This is a genomic window from Mesorhizobium sp. P5_C1 (assembly GCF_054049815.1).
Genome location: NZ_JBFULQ010000103.1, coordinates 1 through 15,138 on the forward strand (window position 1 = coordinate 1; position 15,138 = coordinate 15,138).

The window sequence follows — 15,138 nt, forward strand, 5'->3', positions numbered from 1 at the left end:
CGACGTTGGCCTCGGGACGGTCAAAAGGGCGGCTTGTGATCAACCGGAAAGTTCGGATTTAAAATCGGCGCGAGTGACGCCGCAAAGCTTGTGCGCACGGACCACGAGTATAAACTCGGGCGAGTTTGAAGCCTGAGCAAGGAAGGTCAGTTTTCAGATGAATCTGCGCATATCGGGAAAACACATGGATATCGGCGATGCGTTTCGTACACGCATCAACGATCGTGTCGGCGAAGCGATCGGCAAATATTTCGATCGCGGCTTTGCCGGACACGTCACAGTCATCAAATCAGGTTCGCGCTATTCGGCGGATTGCATGATCCGGCTGGATTCAGGTGCTTCGCTGCAGGCCACCGGCGATGCCCAGGATCCGACGGTTGCCTTCGAGGCCRCCGCCGATCGCCTGGAAACGCGCCTGAGGCGCTACAAGCGCCGGCTGAAATCGCACAATTCAGGCGCCGCCAATGGTGATCCGACCGACATTGCCTACACGGTGATGGCGCCGCTGGCCGATGACGACGAGGATATTCCGGATAATTTCGCGCCGGCCATCGTCGCCGAATCAACCATGACGCTGAAGACCATGTCGGTGGCTTCGGCCGTCATCGAGCTCGACACCAAGGACAGCCCGGTCTTCGTCTTCCGCAACGCCGGAAACGACCATCTCAACATCGTCTATCGCCGGCCCGATGGAAACATCGGCTGGATCGACCCGTCCACGACCAAGGTCGCACAAGGATAAGAGCCGGCCGCACGAGGGGTGAGGACTGGTGACGGCAGGCGAACAAGGGATTTTCAAGCATGGATCTGAGCGATCTTATCAACGTTCCGGCGATACTGCCGGCGTTGAAGGCGAACTCCAAAAAGCAGCTGTTGCAATTGCTTTCCGAACGGGCAGCCGCGATTTCGGGCATCCCGGAGCGGGAAGTGTTCGACACCATCCTGCAGCGTGAACGACTGGGCTCGACGGGCGTCGGCAACGGCATCGCCATTCCGCATGGCAAGCTGGCCGGCGTGAAGCGCATCGCCGGGGTTTTCGCCCGGCTGGAGACGCCGGTCGATTTCGAATCGCTGGACGATCAGCCGGTCGATCTGGTGTTTCTGCTGCTGGCGCCGGAAGGGGCAGGCGCCGACCATCTCAAGGCCTTGTCGCGCATCGCGCGGGTGCTGCGCGACGCCGACACGGTGGCCAAGATCAGGGGGACGCGTGACGCCGCGGCAATCCACGCGCTTTTGTCGGATACCCAGGCCTCGCACGCGGCCTGACATTTTCTGATTGGAACATCCAGCCAAGGGCCGCCACGGGCGGCCCTGTCCATTTTAAGCCCCGCGCGCCTGACTTAGTGAATGGCGACCGTGGTGAGGTCGTTTTCCATGGCGCCGGCCAGCGCGCGGTCACGCGCATCCGAAAGCAGGATCGGCTGGCCATTGGCGGCAAACAGCGCCCACAGTTCCATGCCGGGCGCGATTTCACCGAGGTTCGGGAAACGGCCGAGCAATTCGTCGCTCGAGACCTTGCGCAGATAGGCGACCGAGCCCTCGCCGAGATGGGCGAATTCGCCGCTGGTCATGGTGAGATTTTCATCAGTTCTGGTCATTTCAAAGCCTCCTTGGCGCGAGGACGCCGCTCAAGGCCATCCCGCATGAGAGCCATCGGTAAAGATCAGTCTTTCACCGATATGTTTATTTTCCGTACCAGCCGTTCGGACTCCGGCCGATCAAGATCGATCGACAAAAGACCGTTCTTCAGTTCCGCCGCGATCACCCGCATGCCGTCGGCCAGCACGAAACAGCGCTGGAACTGGCGCGCGGCGATGCCGCGATGAAGAAACTCGCGCTCGGTATCGTCGGTTTGACGGCCGCGCACGACCAGCTGGTTTTCCTCCGTGGTGACATCGAGATCGCTTTCGGCGAAACCGGCGACCGCCAATGTGATGCGCAACCTTTCGGTCTTGCCGTCGGCGCCGCTGAGGCGTTCGATGTTGTAGGGAGGGTAGCTGTCGCCGGACTTCGCCAGGCGTTCCAGAGTCTTTTCCATGGCGTCGAAACCAAGGAGAAGCGGGCTGGAAAAGGGCGTCATTCGGCTCATGTTACACTGTCCTCTGTAGAGCGACATAAAGTGGAAAAACCCAGATGGCATTTTTCCCGGTGGTCTTGATATGGTCCGCCCCGCGACCAAGTTCAAGCCATCAAAAGACCCGCCCAAAAAGACCAGGTCGTGGACTCACAGGAATGATCGACATGGCGCTTGAAACGGCCAGCAGATGCAAGGAGAAGCGCGCAGGTCGGGATTGTCTTCCCCGGTCGAGCGGTTCGACTTGGCAGCCCGCAGCCGCTTCGGCGTCATCCCGGATTCATCCCAAGTCCATGGCTTCGCCAAACAAGGAATTGAAATGCCTCAATTACGCAAGATCATCATCGACACGGATCCCGGCCAGGATGACGCCGTCGCCATATTGCTGGCGCTCGGCAGCTCCGAGCTGGAGATCGTCGGCATATCAGTCGTTGCCGGCAACGTGCCGCTGAAGCTTACCGAAAAGAATGCCCGCAAGGTCTGCGAGCTGGCCGGCCGGCCGGACATCAAGGTCTATGCCGGCGCCATCCGGCCGTTGATGCGCGAACTGGTCACCGCCGAGGAAGTGCATGGCAAGACCGGTCTCAACGGGCCGCAATTGCCCGAACCGACGATGAAGCTGCAGGACCAGTATGCCGTCGATTTCATCGTCGAGACGCTGATGAAGGAAGAGAGCGGCACCATCACGCTTTGCGCGCTCGGCCCGCTCACCAACATTGCGCTGGCGCTGATCCGCGAACCGCGGATCGCACCGCGCATCAAGGAAATCGTGCTGATGGGCGGTGGCTTCTTCGAAGGCGGCAATGTCACGCCGTCCGCCGAGTTCAACATCTATGTCGATCCGCAAGCCGCCGACGTCGTGCTCAAATCCGGCATTCCGATCGTGATGATGCCGCTCGACGTCACCCACAAGGCGCTGACCACCGCCAAGCGCACGCAGGCCTTCCGCGAACTCGGCACCAAGGTCGGCACGGCGACCGCCGACATGCTGGAATTCTTCGAGCGCTTCGACGAGGAGAAATACGGCACCGACGGCGGGCCGCTGCACGACCCCTGCGTCATCGCCTATCTATTGAAGCCGGAGCTGTTCAAAGGCCGCACCTGCAATGTCAGCGTTGAAACCACCTCGGAACTGACCATGGGTATGACCGTCATCGACTGGTGGGGCGTCACCAAGCGGCCGAAGAACGCCATGGTGATGCGCGACATCGACCATGATCGCTTCTTTGCGCTGCTGGTSGAGAGGCTGGGGCGGCTTTAGTTCCCTGTTCCAGATGCATATCATCCGCCCAAAAGCACTTGCGTTTTTGGGCGGCGTGCATCAGGCGATTACTCGCGAAGCAGGCGATATGTTTCGGTGTCATTCCGGCGATGCTGCCGTTCGACCGAAACCTCCGAACCGATGGCTCGCGGTGATGTTGCGTCGCCGTACGCGAACACCAGCAGATTATTTTCGTAAAGGCGGATTCCGTAGAGATAGCTGGGTCTGCCACCGACATAACCCTCTGGGTTCGGAGGCGCATTGAGGACGTTGACCACCGTGCCTGTTACGCGCTCCACATTGACGATCGGGCTGCTTTGCCTTGCAATCAAGGTGCCGATTGCCACAGCGCATGCGCCCACAACTAGGCTGGTGATGACTATGCCCCGAAGATTTTCGCGAAGGGTCATGAAGGCAAGGCCATACCGCGCTTTGGCCATGGTTCAATCCGCAAACCGGTAGAAAACGAAGCCACTGTCGCGTGTCACGCGCTCGATGCCAACGCGTGAGCCGATCAGGGGCGGGCGATCGTCGTCGACGAGAACTAACGAACCGCTCTCAAGGGATAGCACGTAGACGCTGCGACCCTTGCCCCACTGAGCACTTTTGATCGTTGCCTCGACTGCCTCAACCGAATGGATCGGGCTTGCGTCATTGGTCCATTTGTTCAGAGCCGAGGGAACCATCACCGCGAACAGAGAGCCAACCAGGATCACGCCAGGCGCGTTCCTTTTCAAATCAGCATAAGTCCAAGACATAGATATGAATCCCCGGCGCGGATTCATGTGGTGGCGAGAAGGCTGATTTTCAATCAGCCCTCATCAGCCGTAGGTCTGCGACTACTTCGACCGTGAAAACGCCAGCCACAGGCCGCCGCCGACCAGGAAGCTGCCGCTGATCCTGGACATGAGCTTGATGCGGCTGGCCGACAGCAGGCGCCCGGCGCGGCCGGCGGCCAGTGCATAGGTCGAATCCGAGATGGCCGCGAAGATCATGGCAGTGAGGCCCATGACCACGATCTGCAACGAGTAATTGCCCTGAGGCGCGATGAACTGCGGAAAGAAGGCGCCGAAGAACACCAGCGTCTTGGGGTTGCTGAGCGCTACCAGCAGGCCCTGCAGGAAGAAGCCGCCGCGCGGTTTCCTTGCCGTTCCGTCGGCGTTCAGCGTGCCCTTGGAACGGAACATCTGCACGCCCATCCAGATCAGATAGGCGGCGCCGATCAGCCGTACCCATTCGAACCAATGACCCATGCCCGAGATCAGCGTGTTGAGGCCGATGCCGACGATGGCGATCATCACGGCAAGCCCGGCCTGCGTGCCGGCGACATTGGCGAGCCCGGCGCGGGAGCCATGGCGGATGCTGTTGGCGATGATCAGCGTAACCGTTGGGCCGGGCACCAGGATGATGACGATGCAAGCGAGGACATAGGCGGCGTAGAGTTCCAGCGACATGATTTTTCCTCAAGGATGCCGCCAGAGCGGCGCGGGCTGACGGCAATCAATGCATGGCAGCGCAGCCGGCGCAAGCCGGCACGCCAAGCTCTGCGATACGCCAATGCACCGGTTCAGGCGCCGGTCTGCCACGGCAGCGTTGCCTCATAGGCGGCTGCCGCCTTGAGCACTGCAAGATCGCCGCGTGGCCGGCCGATCAACTGCATGCCCATTGGCCGGCCCTTGTCGTCGAAGCCGACCGGCACGTTGACCGCCGGGCAGCCGCCCAGGGTGGCGAATGCGGAAACCTGCATCCAGCGGTGGTAGCTGTCCATCGCCCGTCCGGCGACCTCGCGCGGCCAGGGCGTGCCGACATCGAAGGGGAAGACCTGCGCGGTCGGTAGCGCGATCAGATCATAGCGGTCGAAGATCGACAGCAGCGTGCGATGCCAGGACGTGCGGATGACCGAGGCCGCGCGGATCTGCGGCGCCGTCTGCCGCATAGCGTTCTCTACCTCCCAGACGGCTTCCGGCTTCAGCAGGCCGCGCTTCGAGGGATCGTCGTAGTGGGTTTTGAGCGCACAGCCGCTGCTGGCCTGGCGCAGTGTGACGAAAGCCTGCCACAGCGCTTCGAAATCGAAATTCGGCTGCAGAGGCTGCCAGGGGAAGGAGGATGCATCCGCCAACCGGCCGAGCGCTGTCTCGCAGAGATCGAGAATCCCGGCTTCGACAGGCAGATGACCGCCGAGGTCGCTGAACCAGGCGATGCGGCCGCCAGTAGTCCCTGTCGCAAGCCCGTCGAGGAACGAGCCAGGTTTCTCATAGGACAATGGCGCTTGCGGATGATAACCCGCCTGCACGTCGAGCAGCAGGGCCATGTCGCAGACGTTGCGGCCCATCGGCCCATCGACACCCATCTGCGCATGAAAGACCTCGACGTCGGGTCCGCCGGGAACTAGCCCTTGCGACGGGCGGAAGCCAAAAACATTGTTCCAGGCGGCCGGGTTGCGCAGCGAGCCGCCAAAGTCGCTGCCATCGGCGACAGGCAGCATATCCAGCGCCAGCGCCACCGCCGCGCCACCACTCGAGCCGCCGGCGGTCAGCGCCGGATCGAAGGCGTTCAGCGTGGGCCCGAACACATTGTTGTAGGTGTTGGAGCCAAGCCCGAATTCCGGAACGTTGGTCTTGCCGATGATGATGGCGCCGGCGTTGCGGATACGCTCGACGAAGAAATCGTCTTCCTGCGGCACGAAGTCGGCGAAGATCGGCGAGCCGAGCGAGGTCCTGAGGCCAGTGGTCGAGGCGAGGTCCTTGATGGCGATCGGCAGGCCGAACAACGAGCCGGTTTCGGCATCTGCCCGTCTGGCATCGGCAGCGTCGGCCTCGCGCAGGATGTCGCCACGGTCGCGCAAGGAGACAATGGCGTTGACCAGCGGGTTGACCGCCTCGATCCGGTCGAGGAATGCCGTCACCACCTCGCGGACGGAAAGTTTCCTTTGGCGGATCGCGTCGGCAAGTGCGACCGCGGACAGGCGACAGATGTCRCTGGCCGGCGCCACGGCATGTTTCGTCTGAGGGCGCAGCATTTCAACGCGTTTCCTGCAATGCCTGGTCGACATCCTTGGCCAGCGGAATTGCCGGCTGGGCGCCTGGCTTCAGGCAGGCCAGCGAGCCCGCCGCGCCGGCGCGCGCCAGCGCCTGTTCGAGCGCCAGGCCGGACGACAGGCCGGCGGCGAAGTAACCGCAGAACGTGTCGCCGGCGCCGACCGTGTCGACAGGCGTGATCTTCATTGCCGGAACGGTCAGGAAATCGCTTGGCGTCGCCGCCATCACGCCGTCGCCGCCGAGCGTCACGACGATGGTGCGGCCGGTCTTCCCGGCATAGTCTCGCATGCGCGCCGCCCGGTCGCGACCATTGAGCGACAGCGCCTCGCCATAGAGGTCGAATTCGGTTTCGTTGGCGACTGCATAATCGGCCTTGGCAAGAAAGGCCGCCGCTTCGCCCTGGAAGGGTGCGGTGTTGAGCACGGTGATGGCGCCAGCCGCCCTTGCCTGGTCGAGCGCGGCACCGACGGTCGCCAGCGGGACCTCATGTTGCAGGAGTACGATATCGCCCTTTTTGAAGAAGGCTTTTGAGAGGTCGCCAGGCAATACGGACGCGTTGGCGCCCGGCACCACGGCGATGATGTTCTCGCCGTCGTCGCCGACCATGATCAGGGCTGTGCCTGTCGACGCAAAAGTCTCGGCGACGCCAGACAGATCGACCTTGCCGTCGCGCAGCAATGCCAACGCCTCGGCGGCGAAGCTGTCCTTGCCGACGGCGCCGACCATGCGCACCGGAGCGCCGGCGCGTGCCGCCGCCAGCGCCTGGTTGGCGCCTTTGCCGCCGGGCGCGGTGGCAAAGGTCGAGCCGGCTACTGTTTCGCCAGGGCTCGGCAAGCGGTCGACATTGGCGATCAGGTCGAGGTTGATCGAGCCGATAACGATAATCAAGCAAGGCCTCCTGCCAGCACGAATTCAAAAACTGGAGTGTCTTTTGAGCGTCCGGGCGAACGCAGGTCGTTCCTATTGCGCGGGAAGCTAGCCTGTAAGGCCGCGGCTTGCCAGACCACGCGAATGGTCCAGCTCGATTTGTGCCTATTCACAGCGCACGGTGACCGTGCCCTGGTAGTTGCCGGCGGGAAAGATACCGCTCGACTTGGTGGCGGTGAGGTCGACCTGCATGGGGTGGGTGCCGTTGACGACACGCTGCGGCACGCTTCCGGAGGTGTCGACGCCGGTGCCGTCGAGGCGGTAGACGGTGCTGAAGTTGACGTTGGTACCGCCGCCGCTTGGCGCTGACGAGAACGAGGCGGGCGCCGGCGCGGAAACGGAATAACAGTCGAGCAGGTTGAGCAAGGTGCAAAGCAGCGAACTGGCGGTGATGGTGGCGGTCGCACTCGACCCGCCTGCCTGTTTGGAGCCCAGGATGCTGATGGCAGGATTTGCGGTCATCGTTCCCGACGCCCCGACCATGATGGTGCAGGTGCCGATGATCGCCGCTCGCGCCGGAAGGCAGAGGCCGGCAAGTGCCGCGGTCGCAAGCAGCGCGCGGCTATTTCTTCTTCTTTTTCTTGCCATCGCCATTTCCGGTCCTGATGCTCCAGCCCTCGTTGGCCCATCCGGGTGATGCGACCGCGGGAGCGGGAGCGCTGGTGGCCACGCTCGCCGTCGGGCCGTCGGCGCCGAGGCCCATTTTGAGGAGTTTCAGCTCCAGTTGCAGGCGCTCGACCTCAAGCTCGTAAAGACGGCTGCAATCGACGCGCTTGGGCGAGCGCCCGATCGGGATCACCACGCGGCCGTAGGTGGCGAGGTCATTGTTCGACCGGTTGTTGCCTCTGATGACGCCGAGGTCGACATAGGCGCCGGTACCCGATACCGCCGAACGGCAGGTGGTGCCGTCGGAAGCGTGGACCTCGTCCTGCCCCTGAGGCAAGGTTACGCCGGGCAGGTTGAAGCCGCTCTCATTCTGGTTGAGATTGTAGACATCCTCGGCCAGAACCGGCGAAATCCCCGCAGACATCGCTGCAAGTGCGACTGTCAGGATTTGCGGTGCCCAAAAAACTTGCCGCATATCTGTGCCTTTATCTGCGTCTGTTGATTGGGAAAGGGGATGCTTTCGGTACAGATACGCACTTTGCGCTCGGCAGCGCCGCCGAAGGGCACGACCACAAGGACAGGACGGGAAGCCTGGGAAGCCAATTGGAAGGAACTCGGAGAGATCCTGGCGGCCACCGGCTGAAAATCCTGATCGTAGACGTGGATTTCGACCCTGATCTTCTGGTCGTAGGGATTGGCCGGGAATACGCGGACCGCGAAGACGTCAGTGAAGCTGTTGACCTCGCCTCGCATCGGCGACATCGACTGGGCAGCGGCGGCAATGGGCATCAGGCCGACGGCCAGCGCCGTCGCCAAGGTTCGAGCATGTGTCAAAGGCCCCTCCTTCCGAGAGCTTATTCGCAGCGCACAGTCACCGTTGCCTGATAGTTTCCGGAGGCGAAGCGGTTGCTGCCGCCCTTGGTGCCGGCGAGGTTGACCGAGACGAGGTCAGCGCCGGGTGTGCCGAGGCTGGTGGCCGAGCCGGTCTCGGCGATGGAGTGCGTACCGGCGGCGGAGTAGGTCGGTGTCCAGGTGGTCGACGTCGTGTCGGCAGCCGGCACAGTGGTGATGGTGACCGGGTCTACGCTGAGCGATACGCCTCCAGTGGTGGTCAGCGTGACCGTTCCGGCCAAGCCGCCGCTGTTGTGCGAGCTTAGCGACTGAAGATCGGGGCTCACCGTCATCGTGCCGTTGGTGGCGACCACAAGCGTGCAGGTTGCGGTGATCGTGCCATTGAAAATGACATTTTGCGTTGTGGCCAATGCGGACTGTTCAATACAGGCGACCAGCAGGGCTGCGCCGAAGACGGCGCGAAACGATGTCATCGAGACCTCCCATTAAGCCGGATAGTCCGAATTAATATGGGTCATCATCACTTTATCGTAGTTAATTTAGAGTTAACTTGAACAATTGCTTAAAATAACAATCGCTAAACCAGAGGTTGCTTTTGGTTGCAATCAAGAAAATCCGATGCAATAATCGCACTTATACTTGATAAGTCCGGCATTTATAGATTCTGCGGGGGGTTCTTGGAAAATCGACATTCACGACGACACTTGCCCTGCTTCCCAACCCAGAATGGCTCGCTTGCGGGTCAGACCCCAGTGATAGCCGGTGAGGTCGCCGGACTTGCCGATGGCGCGGTGGCAGGGAACCACGAAAGAGAGCGGGTTGGCGCCGTTGGCGGCACCGACGGCACGGCTGGCGCTCGGCGCGCCGATGCTGGCGGCGATCGAGGAATAGGTGCGGGCCTTGCCCATCGGTATGTTGAGCAGCGCCTCCCAGACGCGAACCTGGAAGTCGGTGCCGATCATGACGACATGCAGCGGCTGGTCGGGGCGCCACAGCGTCGGGTCGAAGATGCGCGCCGCATAGGGCCCCGTCGCGGCCATGTCCTCGACATAGATGGCGTTCGGCCAGCGGCTGGACATGTCGGCGAAGGCGGCGCGTTCCTCGCCCGGATCGCTGAAGGCGAGGCCGGCAAGCCCGCGGTCGGTAGCCATGATCAGGGCAGTGCCGAACGGCGAGGGGTGGTAGCCGTAGCGGATGGTGAGGCCTGCGCCGCGCGTCTTGTAGTCGCCCGGCGACATCGCTTCATGGGTAACGAAGAGGTCGTGCAGCCGGCCGGGGCCGGACATGCCCAGCTCGAATGACGTTTCGAGCAACGGCATGCCTGAATCCAGCAGCTTGCGGGCATGGTCCAGTGTCACCGCCTGCAGGAAGGCTTTTGGCGACAGGCCGGCCCAGCGGGTGAAGAGTTTCTGCAGGCCGGTCGGAGTCTCGCCGACCTCTTCGGCCAGTTCTTCCAGCGATGGCTGGTCGCGATAGTCGAGGCTGATCTTCTCGATGGCGCGGCGCACGATTTCGTAGTCGCTGCCTTCGGGCGTGATGTCCTTCTTGAGAACGGCCGTCTGTGTGCTCATGGAACTGTCTCCTTGGGCAGGAATATCGCCCCTTGGGGCGTCGATCGCCACCCGAAACTTGCCTTCTTGCGGCGCGTACCCAGATAGACTCGGGTTTTCGAGAGCCTGTTCCATCCCGATGAGGTCGGGATGGGGCTCTGTCTGTTTGTATAAGCATGATCTTTCCCGAAAACCGGATTCCACTTTTCGGGATCATGCTCTGACTAGGAATCGCACATGGCTGGCGAGAAGATACATCTGACCGGGGAAAAGGGGACGTTGCTGTTGACGCTCTACGGCAAGGCTCTGGAGAGCAGGTTGCCGGATACGCTGCTCGGGGATCATTTCGCCGACGAGGCGGTGCGCAAGATCGACTACGATTTCTCCAGGCTCAAGGTCGACACCAATCTCGGCGTCGGCCTGGCGATCAGGGCAAAGACGCTGGATGTCCATGTTCAGGACTTTCTCGCGAGAAATCCCGACTCCATCGTGTTGCATCTGGGATGCGGGCTCGATACGCGCATATTTCGTGTCGATCCGCCACAGGGCGTGGACTGGTTTGATGTCGACTACCCTGAAGTCATCGAGCTCAGACGCAAGCTGTACCCGTCCCGGGCCCATTGCCATCTGATCGCCTCGTCGGTGACCGAACCGGATTGGCTGGCCTCGGTGCCGCGCAATCGCCCGGCCATCGTGGTGGCGGAAGGCCTGACGCCCTATCTAGCTGCCAACGAGGGACCACGCCTGTTTGCGCGGCTGGTCTCGCATCTTGCCAGTGGCGAACTGATGTTCGACGCCTACAGCCGTTTTGGCCTGAAGCTGCTTCGCCTCAATCCGGCCATCAAGGCGACGGGTGCCCAAGTGTATTGGGCGATCGACGATCCGCACGACCTGGAACTGGCCATCCCAAAGCTACGGTTCRTCGATGACATCTCGGCCTACAAGCCTGAACACGCCGCCCGCATGGGCTGGGTCGCGAAGCTGTTCGTCCGCCTTTGGAGACACATTCCAGCCCTGCGCAAGGTCGGCAGGCTGTTGCGCTACCGGTTCTAGATCAGCGTGCCTTGGCGGTCGCCAGCGCCCGCGAAAAGGCGGTGGCGAAGGTCTCGCGATCGTCGGGATTGAGGAACCCGCCGATCGGCACGTTCTGTCCCTGTGCTTCCACTGTCATCCTGGTGATGCCGATCTCGGCGTGACGGGCGACCGAAAACCGCGCCCAGAACGGGTTGAAGCGATGCGCTTCCGATTTTCCGGATGGCGCGGTCTTGCGGATGTCGAGGCTGGTGCGCGAGACCGACACCTCCTCGCGGGCACGCGCGGCACGATAGTTGGCGCGGAAAGCGATGTAGACGGCGACCACGTCGAGGCCGAGGAAGCCGAACACCGGCCAGGCGCCACGCGACAGGAAAAAGGCGCCTGTCACCAGCCAGCCGAACAGCAGCGCGCCCATCAGCAAGGCAAAACCGGTTTTGCCCAGGGACCGGTGCGGGGTCAGCAGCGCCTGAAAGAATGGCTCGTCGGCCTGAAATGAGGCGTTTGTGTCGCTCATGGCGGGATATTATAGGAAGGAAATGGCGAGCCCCAAGTCCAAAGAATCATCCATGCCCAAAAATGAGCTGTTGCCCGGCCGGCGCGACGGGACGAACGCCAAGCCGCGTCCGCGGCCGGTGCGGCGTTCGTCGCGCTACAGCGCGGCCGAAGTGCACGAGATCTTCCGGCGTTTTGCCGCCCAGCGGCCTGAGCCGAAGGGCGAGCTCGAACATGTCAACGCCTTCACATTGCTGGTGGCGGTGGTGCTGTCGGCGCAGGCGACCGATGCCGGCGTCAACAAAGCGACGCGGGCGCTGTTCAAGGCAGCCGATACACCGCAAAAGATGCTGGCGCTGGGTGAAGCCAAGGTTGGCGACTATATCAGAACCATCGGGCTGTGGCGCAACAAGGCCAAGAACGTGATGGCGCTGTCGCAAGCGCTGATCCGCGACCATGGCGGCGATGTGCCTGACGACCGGGATCAACTGGTCAAGCTGCCGGGGGTCGGGCGCAAGACCGCCAATGTCGTGCTCAACATGGCCTTCGGCCAGCACACGATGGCGGTCGACACCCACATCTTCCGCATCGGCAACCGGCTCGGGCTGGCGCCCGGCAAGACGCCGGAACAGGTCGAGCAGGGACTGTTGAAGATCATCCCGGACGAATACATGCGCCACGCGCATCACTGGCTGATCCTGCATGGCCGCTATGTCTGCAAGGCGCGCAAGCCGGATTGTCCGGCCTGCGTCATCGCCGACATCTGCAAGGCGCAGGAGAAGACGACCGATGTGCCGGCACCGCTGGTGCCGATAGCTCCGCTAGAAACGGTTGCCTCCGGCGATTAGTAGCCGTAGCCGCGTGCCATCGCCGCGGCGAAGACCGGGATCAACAGGAAGATGAATGCCTCGGCGCGGACAAAGGTCTTGACGGATGCAAGCTCGGCTGCCGGCACCAGGAACGAGGGATTGGCGCCTGCCTGCCTGTTCCAGGAGATGAAGCGGACGGTCGGGATGATCGACAGCAGGCCGACGATGCCAAACGCCGCCATCTTGGCCCAGAACATCCAGTTGTAGACGTAGAATTCCCAACCCTTGAGGCCATAGAAGACGCGGCCGATCCCGACGATGATGATCAGCGCGGCGATGATCCCATAATGACGGTCGATGCCGGCGAGCCGCTTGAGCGTGGCGGCGGCCAGGTCGCCGCGGATCAGCACGAATTCGGCGCCGATGATCCCTGCCAGGGAAAAAACCAGCAGATGGTGGACGATGGCAAGCACGAGATCGGTGGTGTCCATGCTTTTTCCCTGGGTTTGACGGCACAAGCCCGTGCCTGAAAGGATTGCGCTTGCAGATGCTGAATCAGCCTGTCGCGAAAATAGCATCGTCGCGCCGAATTCCCATAGCCGAGCTTGAGACCAGGTTGCCCGCATGGGTGTCCGTCGTATTTGTGGCGCGGCTTAGCGCGATTTTCTCGCCTGGAAGATGACATGCCCTGCCTTGGCCCTTGTCTGGCCCGGGCAATTTGCTACGCGCCGGGTGGATAAGCGAGGCAATCCCATGAACAATCCGCGAGCGACCATCGCCCCTGTGATCGAGACGCAGCGAACCATCCTGCGGGCACACCGGCTGGGAGATTTCGACGCCTATGCCGTGATGTGGACCGATCCCGTGGTCACCCGTTTCATCGGCGGCAAGCCGCGCACGCGCGAAGAAAGCTGGATGCGCTTCCTGCGTCATGCCGGCCTGTGGTCGCTGCTCGGCTACGGCTTCTGGGCGATCGAGGAAAAGGCGACGGGCCGTTTCATCGGCGAGGCCGGGTTTCACGACCTGAAGCGCGATATGCAGCCGTCGATCGAAGGCATTCCCGAGGCCGGCTGGGCGCTCGCTCCTGCCATTCATGGCGCAGGCTTCGCCACCGAGGTGGTTGGCCGCGTCCTGGCATGGGGCGAAGAGACTTTCGGGTCCGCGAGGACCGTTTGCATCATCGATCCGGAAAACGCCGCGTCGCTGAACGTTGCGACGAAGTGCGGCTACCGGGAAGTGGTGCGGACCACCTACCATGACGCCCCGACCATTCTGCTGGAGCGGCTGCCCTGAGCGGCGTCATCGACTGGAGATCCCCGCGCTACCAAGCATAGATCGCAGTGCGCCTGTCGCCAGCAATGGCGACGAGGCGGGCCGTGCCAAGAACCGCCGTGTGGTTCTGGTCAAATTTGAACTGAGGCAGCTCCGGCTGCGGCGCCTTCGACCCCACTACGACACGGCGTCTGCGGCGAGGCTCGCCTGCTCGAGCATGGAGGCGTCCTCGCCGAAGGCGCGGGTGGCGCGCGCCGCCGCCTCGAGCAGCGGGCGTTTCATGCGCTGAAGGAACGCGGCGTCGACGCGCGAGCTGGGGCCGGCCAGCGTCAAGGCGCCGAGCAGGGCCCGGCCCGGACCGAACACCGGCGCCGACACGCCCGCCGTCTCTGGGTCGCGGTCGCCGACGGCGAGACAGTTGCAGGTCTTGCGGATGGTCTCGTAGGGTTCGCCCTGCTGGCCGGAAAACGCCGCAAGCACGCGGCCGCCCGACCCAACCAGCAGAGGCAGCACGTCGCCTTCCCGTATCGTGTAGCGGATCGGGTGCTTGGATTCGACGCGGTAGAGACACGTGCGGACGTCGCCCGAGCGAACATAGAAAGCAACGCTTTCCCAGCTTTGCTCGGATAGGTCGCGCATGATCGGCAGCAGGATGTCGACTGCCACCACCGAACGCTGATAGAGCGCGCCGAGCCGGAAGGCGGCGGGTCCAACGCGGTAGCGGCCATCGTCCAGGCGCTCGAGCAACTGCCCGCGCAACAGGGAGTGCGCAAGCCGCAGGATGGTGCTCTTGTAGAGGCCGGTACGGGCCGCGATTTCGGCCAGGCTGAGCGACCGGTCGGCGGTGGTGAAGGCGTCGAGGATGGCGATCGCCCGATCAAGCGCGGCAACCCCTTCGGTAGCCGCGTGCCGGATGTCTGGATCAGCCGATCTGCTTGATGAGTCCATTGCGGTTCCCAATTCGGAAGGTCCTAAGCAGACACCGCTGGCTTCGCCAACGCGTCGTCTGCTTAGGTTTCTTTGTTTGCCGCAGGTTCTTGTCGCAAAACCGCGGGACACTTTTGCGGAACCTGCTTAGCGGAGCCACTGTGTCGCGCTGCCGATGAGTTCTGTCTAGTAGAATATCGTTCCCGTTGACAGAACTCGGTAACATCTGCTTGAACTCGATTACGGGTCTGGATTCAGGCGCGTTTTGGCAGGCACCAGAGGAGGTGTCGTGATC

21 protein-coding genes are annotated in these 15,138 nt (G+C 62.5%); 6 read left to right on the forward strand and 15 right to left on the reverse strand.

Translation table 11 applies throughout. From position 1 onward, the window contains the following. The first annotated feature begins 157 nt into the window (after positions 1-157). Together hpf and ptsN are read left to right on the forward strand one after the other, a co-directional pair. Positions 158-742 carry a ribosome hibernation-promoting factor, HPF/YfiA family gene (gene hpf / locus ACXJ7R_RS11270; RefSeq protein WP_457151901.1) on the forward strand — a complete coding sequence of 195 codons (585 nt, stop codon included), beginning with the start codon at positions 158-160 and terminating at the stop codon, positions 740-742. Positions 743-801: 59 nt separating this feature from the next. Continuing rightward, on the forward strand, positions 802-1,266 hold the full coding sequence (ptsN, locus tag ACXJ7R_RS11275; RefSeq protein ID WP_013529589.1) for a PTS IIA-like nitrogen regulatory protein PtsN: 465 nt from the start codon (positions 802-804) through the stop codon (positions 1,264-1,266). A 74-nt stretch (positions 1,267-1,340) separates the two neighbouring features. On the opposite strand, the gene ACXJ7R_RS11280 is transcribed toward ptsN, so the two are convergent. Together ACXJ7R_RS11280 and ACXJ7R_RS11285 are read right to left on the reverse strand one after the other, a co-directional pair. After that, positions 1,341-1,598: a BQ00720 family protein gene (locus tag ACXJ7R_RS11280; protein ID WP_095084707.1), complete on the reverse strand. Its 258-nt coding sequence runs from the start codon at positions 1,596-1,598 to the stop codon at positions 1,341-1,343. Between the two features lie 65 nt (positions 1,599-1,663). Further along, positions 1,664-2,089: an Hsp20 family protein gene (locus tag ACXJ7R_RS11285; protein WP_023760739.1), complete on the reverse strand. Its 426-nt coding sequence runs from the start codon at positions 2,087-2,089 to the stop codon at positions 1,664-1,666. Positions 2,090-2,393: 304 nt separating this feature from the next. Between ACXJ7R_RS11285 and ACXJ7R_RS11290 the strand changes: the two genes are divergently transcribed. After that, positions 2,394-3,335, forward strand: coding sequence for a nucleoside hydrolase (locus tag ACXJ7R_RS11290; RefSeq protein WP_457151902.1), 942 nt, complete (start codon positions 2,394-2,396; stop codon positions 3,333-3,335). 68 nt (positions 3,336-3,403) lie between these two features. On the opposite strand, the gene ACXJ7R_RS11295 is transcribed toward ACXJ7R_RS11290, so the two are convergent. The 10 genes from ACXJ7R_RS11295 to ACXJ7R_RS11340 form a co-directional block, all read right to left on the reverse strand. After that, positions 3,404-3,775, reverse strand: a complete 372-nt coding sequence (locus ACXJ7R_RS11295) for a hypothetical protein (protein WP_457151903.1) — start codon at positions 3,773-3,775, stop codon at positions 3,404-3,406. Positions 3,776-3,778: 3 nt separating this feature from the next. Beyond that, positions 3,779-4,051 carry a hypothetical protein gene (locus ACXJ7R_RS11300; protein WP_457151904.1) on the reverse strand — a complete coding sequence of 91 codons (273 nt, stop codon included), beginning with the start codon at positions 4,049-4,051 and terminating at the stop codon, positions 3,779-3,781. A gap of 123 nt (positions 4,052-4,174) precedes the next feature. Beyond that, the gene (locus ACXJ7R_RS11305; protein ID WP_095084705.1) at positions 4,175-4,789 is read right to left on the reverse strand and encodes a LysE family translocator; all 615 of its coding nucleotides are present in this window, start codon (positions 4,787-4,789) and stop codon (positions 4,175-4,177) included. Between the two features lie 113 nt (positions 4,790-4,902). Beyond that, the gene (locus ACXJ7R_RS11310; protein WP_457151905.1) at positions 4,903-6,354 is read right to left on the reverse strand and encodes an amidase; all 1,452 of its coding nucleotides are present in this window, start codon (positions 6,352-6,354) and stop codon (positions 4,903-4,905) included. Between the two features lies 1 nt (position 6,355). After that, positions 6,356-7,261, reverse strand: coding sequence for a ribokinase (locus ACXJ7R_RS11315; protein ID WP_457151906.1), 906 nt, complete (start codon positions 7,259-7,261; stop codon positions 6,356-6,358). A 144-nt stretch (positions 7,262-7,405) separates the two neighbouring features. Then, complete coding sequence (locus ACXJ7R_RS11320) at positions 7,406-7,888, reverse strand: hypothetical protein (protein ID WP_457151907.1); 483 nt, start codon at positions 7,886-7,888, stop codon at positions 7,406-7,408. Then, on the reverse strand, positions 7,863-8,381 hold the full coding sequence (locus ACXJ7R_RS11325; RefSeq protein ID WP_457151908.1) for a hypothetical protein: 519 nt from the start codon (positions 8,379-8,381) through the stop codon (positions 7,863-7,865). Before ACXJ7R_RS11325 ends, ACXJ7R_RS11320 begins: the two co-directional genes overlap by 26 nt. Further along, the gene (locus ACXJ7R_RS11330) at positions 8,348-8,740 is read right to left on the reverse strand and encodes a hypothetical protein (RefSeq protein ID WP_457151909.1); all 393 of its coding nucleotides are present in this window, start codon (positions 8,738-8,740) and stop codon (positions 8,348-8,350) included. The genes ACXJ7R_RS11325 and ACXJ7R_RS11330 overlap by 34 nt, the downstream gene beginning before the upstream one ends. A gap of 20 nt (positions 8,741-8,760) precedes the next feature. Continuing rightward, positions 8,761-9,231 (reverse strand): hypothetical protein, encoded by a 471-nt coding sequence (locus ACXJ7R_RS11335; protein WP_457151910.1) that lies wholly within the window; start codon positions 9,229-9,231, stop codon positions 8,761-8,763. A gap of 219 nt (positions 9,232-9,450) precedes the next feature. Beyond that, positions 9,451-10,329: a methylated-DNA--[protein]-cysteine S-methyltransferase gene (locus ACXJ7R_RS11340; protein WP_457151911.1), complete on the reverse strand. Its 879-nt coding sequence runs from the start codon at positions 10,327-10,329 to the stop codon at positions 9,451-9,453. A gap of 216 nt (positions 10,330-10,545) precedes the next feature. On the opposite strand from ACXJ7R_RS11340, the gene ACXJ7R_RS11345 reads away from it, so the two are divergent. Continuing rightward, complete coding sequence (locus tag ACXJ7R_RS11345; RefSeq protein ID WP_457151912.1) at positions 10,546-11,361, forward strand: class I SAM-dependent methyltransferase; 816 nt, start codon at positions 10,546-10,548, stop codon at positions 11,359-11,361. Position 11,362: 1 nt separating this feature from the next. Here ACXJ7R_RS11345 and ACXJ7R_RS11350 read toward each other — a convergent pair whose 3' ends face one another. Further along, entirely contained in the window at positions 11,363-11,857 is a 495-nt protein-coding gene (locus tag ACXJ7R_RS11350) for a DUF2244 domain-containing protein (RefSeq protein ID WP_095084698.1), read from the reverse strand. 22 nt (positions 11,858-11,879) lie between these two features. On the opposite strand from ACXJ7R_RS11350, the gene nth reads away from it, so the two are divergent. Continuing rightward, positions 11,880-12,683 (forward strand): endonuclease III, encoded by an 804-nt coding sequence (nth, locus tag ACXJ7R_RS11355; protein ID WP_457151913.1) that lies wholly within the window; start codon positions 11,880-11,882, stop codon positions 12,681-12,683. Here nth and ACXJ7R_RS11360 read toward each other — a convergent pair. After that, positions 12,680-13,135 carry a DUF2214 family protein gene (locus ACXJ7R_RS11360; RefSeq protein ID WP_457151914.1) on the reverse strand — a complete coding sequence of 152 codons (456 nt, stop codon included), beginning with the start codon at positions 13,133-13,135 and terminating at the stop codon, positions 12,680-12,682. The genes nth and ACXJ7R_RS11360 overlap by 4 nt on opposite strands. Before the next feature lie 262 nt (positions 13,136-13,397). Here ACXJ7R_RS11360 and ACXJ7R_RS11365 point away from each other — a divergent pair, with 262 nt between their 5' ends. After that, positions 13,398-13,937, forward strand: a complete 540-nt coding sequence (locus tag ACXJ7R_RS11365; RefSeq protein WP_457151915.1) for a GNAT family N-acetyltransferase — start codon at positions 13,398-13,400, stop codon at positions 13,935-13,937. A 156-nt stretch (positions 13,938-14,093) separates the two neighbouring features. Here ACXJ7R_RS11365 and ACXJ7R_RS11370 read toward each other — a convergent pair whose 3' ends face one another. Further along, positions 14,094-14,864, reverse strand: a complete 771-nt coding sequence (locus ACXJ7R_RS11370; RefSeq protein ID WP_457151916.1) for an IclR family transcriptional regulator — start codon at positions 14,862-14,864, stop codon at positions 14,094-14,096. Positions 14,865-15,138 lie beyond the last annotated feature (274 nt).

Coding starts and splice junctions, on each gene's coding strand:
- ptsN (WP_013529589.1), top strand. CDS start 802: ATGGATCTGAGCGATCTTATCAACGTTCCGGCGATACTGCCGGCGTTG.
- ACXJ7R_RS11280 (WP_095084707.1), bottom strand. CDS start 1,598: ATGACCAGAACTGATGAAAATCTCACCATGACCAGCGGCGAATTCGCC.
- ACXJ7R_RS11285 (WP_023760739.1), bottom strand. CDS start 2,089: ATGAGCCGAATGACGCCCTTTTCCAGCCCGCTTCTCCTTGGTTTCGAC.
- ACXJ7R_RS11295 (WP_457151903.1), bottom strand. CDS start 3,775: ATGGCCAAAGCGCGGTATGGCCTTGCCTTCATGACCCTTCGCGAAAAT.
- ACXJ7R_RS11305 (WP_095084705.1), bottom strand. CDS start 4,789: ATGTCGCTGGAACTCTACGCCGCCTATGTCCTCGCTTGCATCGTCATC.
- ACXJ7R_RS11320 (WP_457151907.1), bottom strand. CDS start 7,888: ATGGCAAGAAAAAGAAGAAGAAATAGCCGCGCGCTGCTTGCGACCGCG.
- ACXJ7R_RS11325 (WP_457151908.1), bottom strand. CDS start 8,381: ATGCGGCAAGTTTTTTGGGCACCGCAAATCCTGACAGTCGCACTTGCA.
- ACXJ7R_RS11335 (WP_457151910.1), bottom strand. CDS start 9,231: ATGACATCGTTTCGCGCCGTCTTCGGCGCAGCCCTGCTGGTCGCCTGT.
- ACXJ7R_RS11340 (WP_457151911.1), bottom strand. CDS start 10,329: ATGAGCACACAGACGGCCGTTCTCAAGAAGGACATCACGCCCGAAGGC.
- ACXJ7R_RS11350 (WP_095084698.1), bottom strand. CDS start 11,857: ATGAGCGACACAAACGCCTCATTTCAGGCCGACGAGCCATTCTTTCAG.
- nth (WP_457151913.1), top strand. CDS start 11,880: ATGGCGAGCCCCAAGTCCAAAGAATCATCCATGCCCAAAAATGAGCTG.
- ACXJ7R_RS11360 (WP_457151914.1), bottom strand. CDS start 13,135: ATGGACACCACCGATCTCGTGCTTGCCATCGTCCACCATCTGCTGGTT.
- ACXJ7R_RS11365 (WP_457151915.1), top strand. CDS start 13,398: ATGAACAATCCGCGAGCGACCATCGCCCCTGTGATCGAGACGCAGCGA.
- ACXJ7R_RS11370 (WP_457151916.1), bottom strand. CDS start 14,864: ATGGACTCATCAAGCAGATCGGCTGATCCAGACATCCGGCACGCGGCT.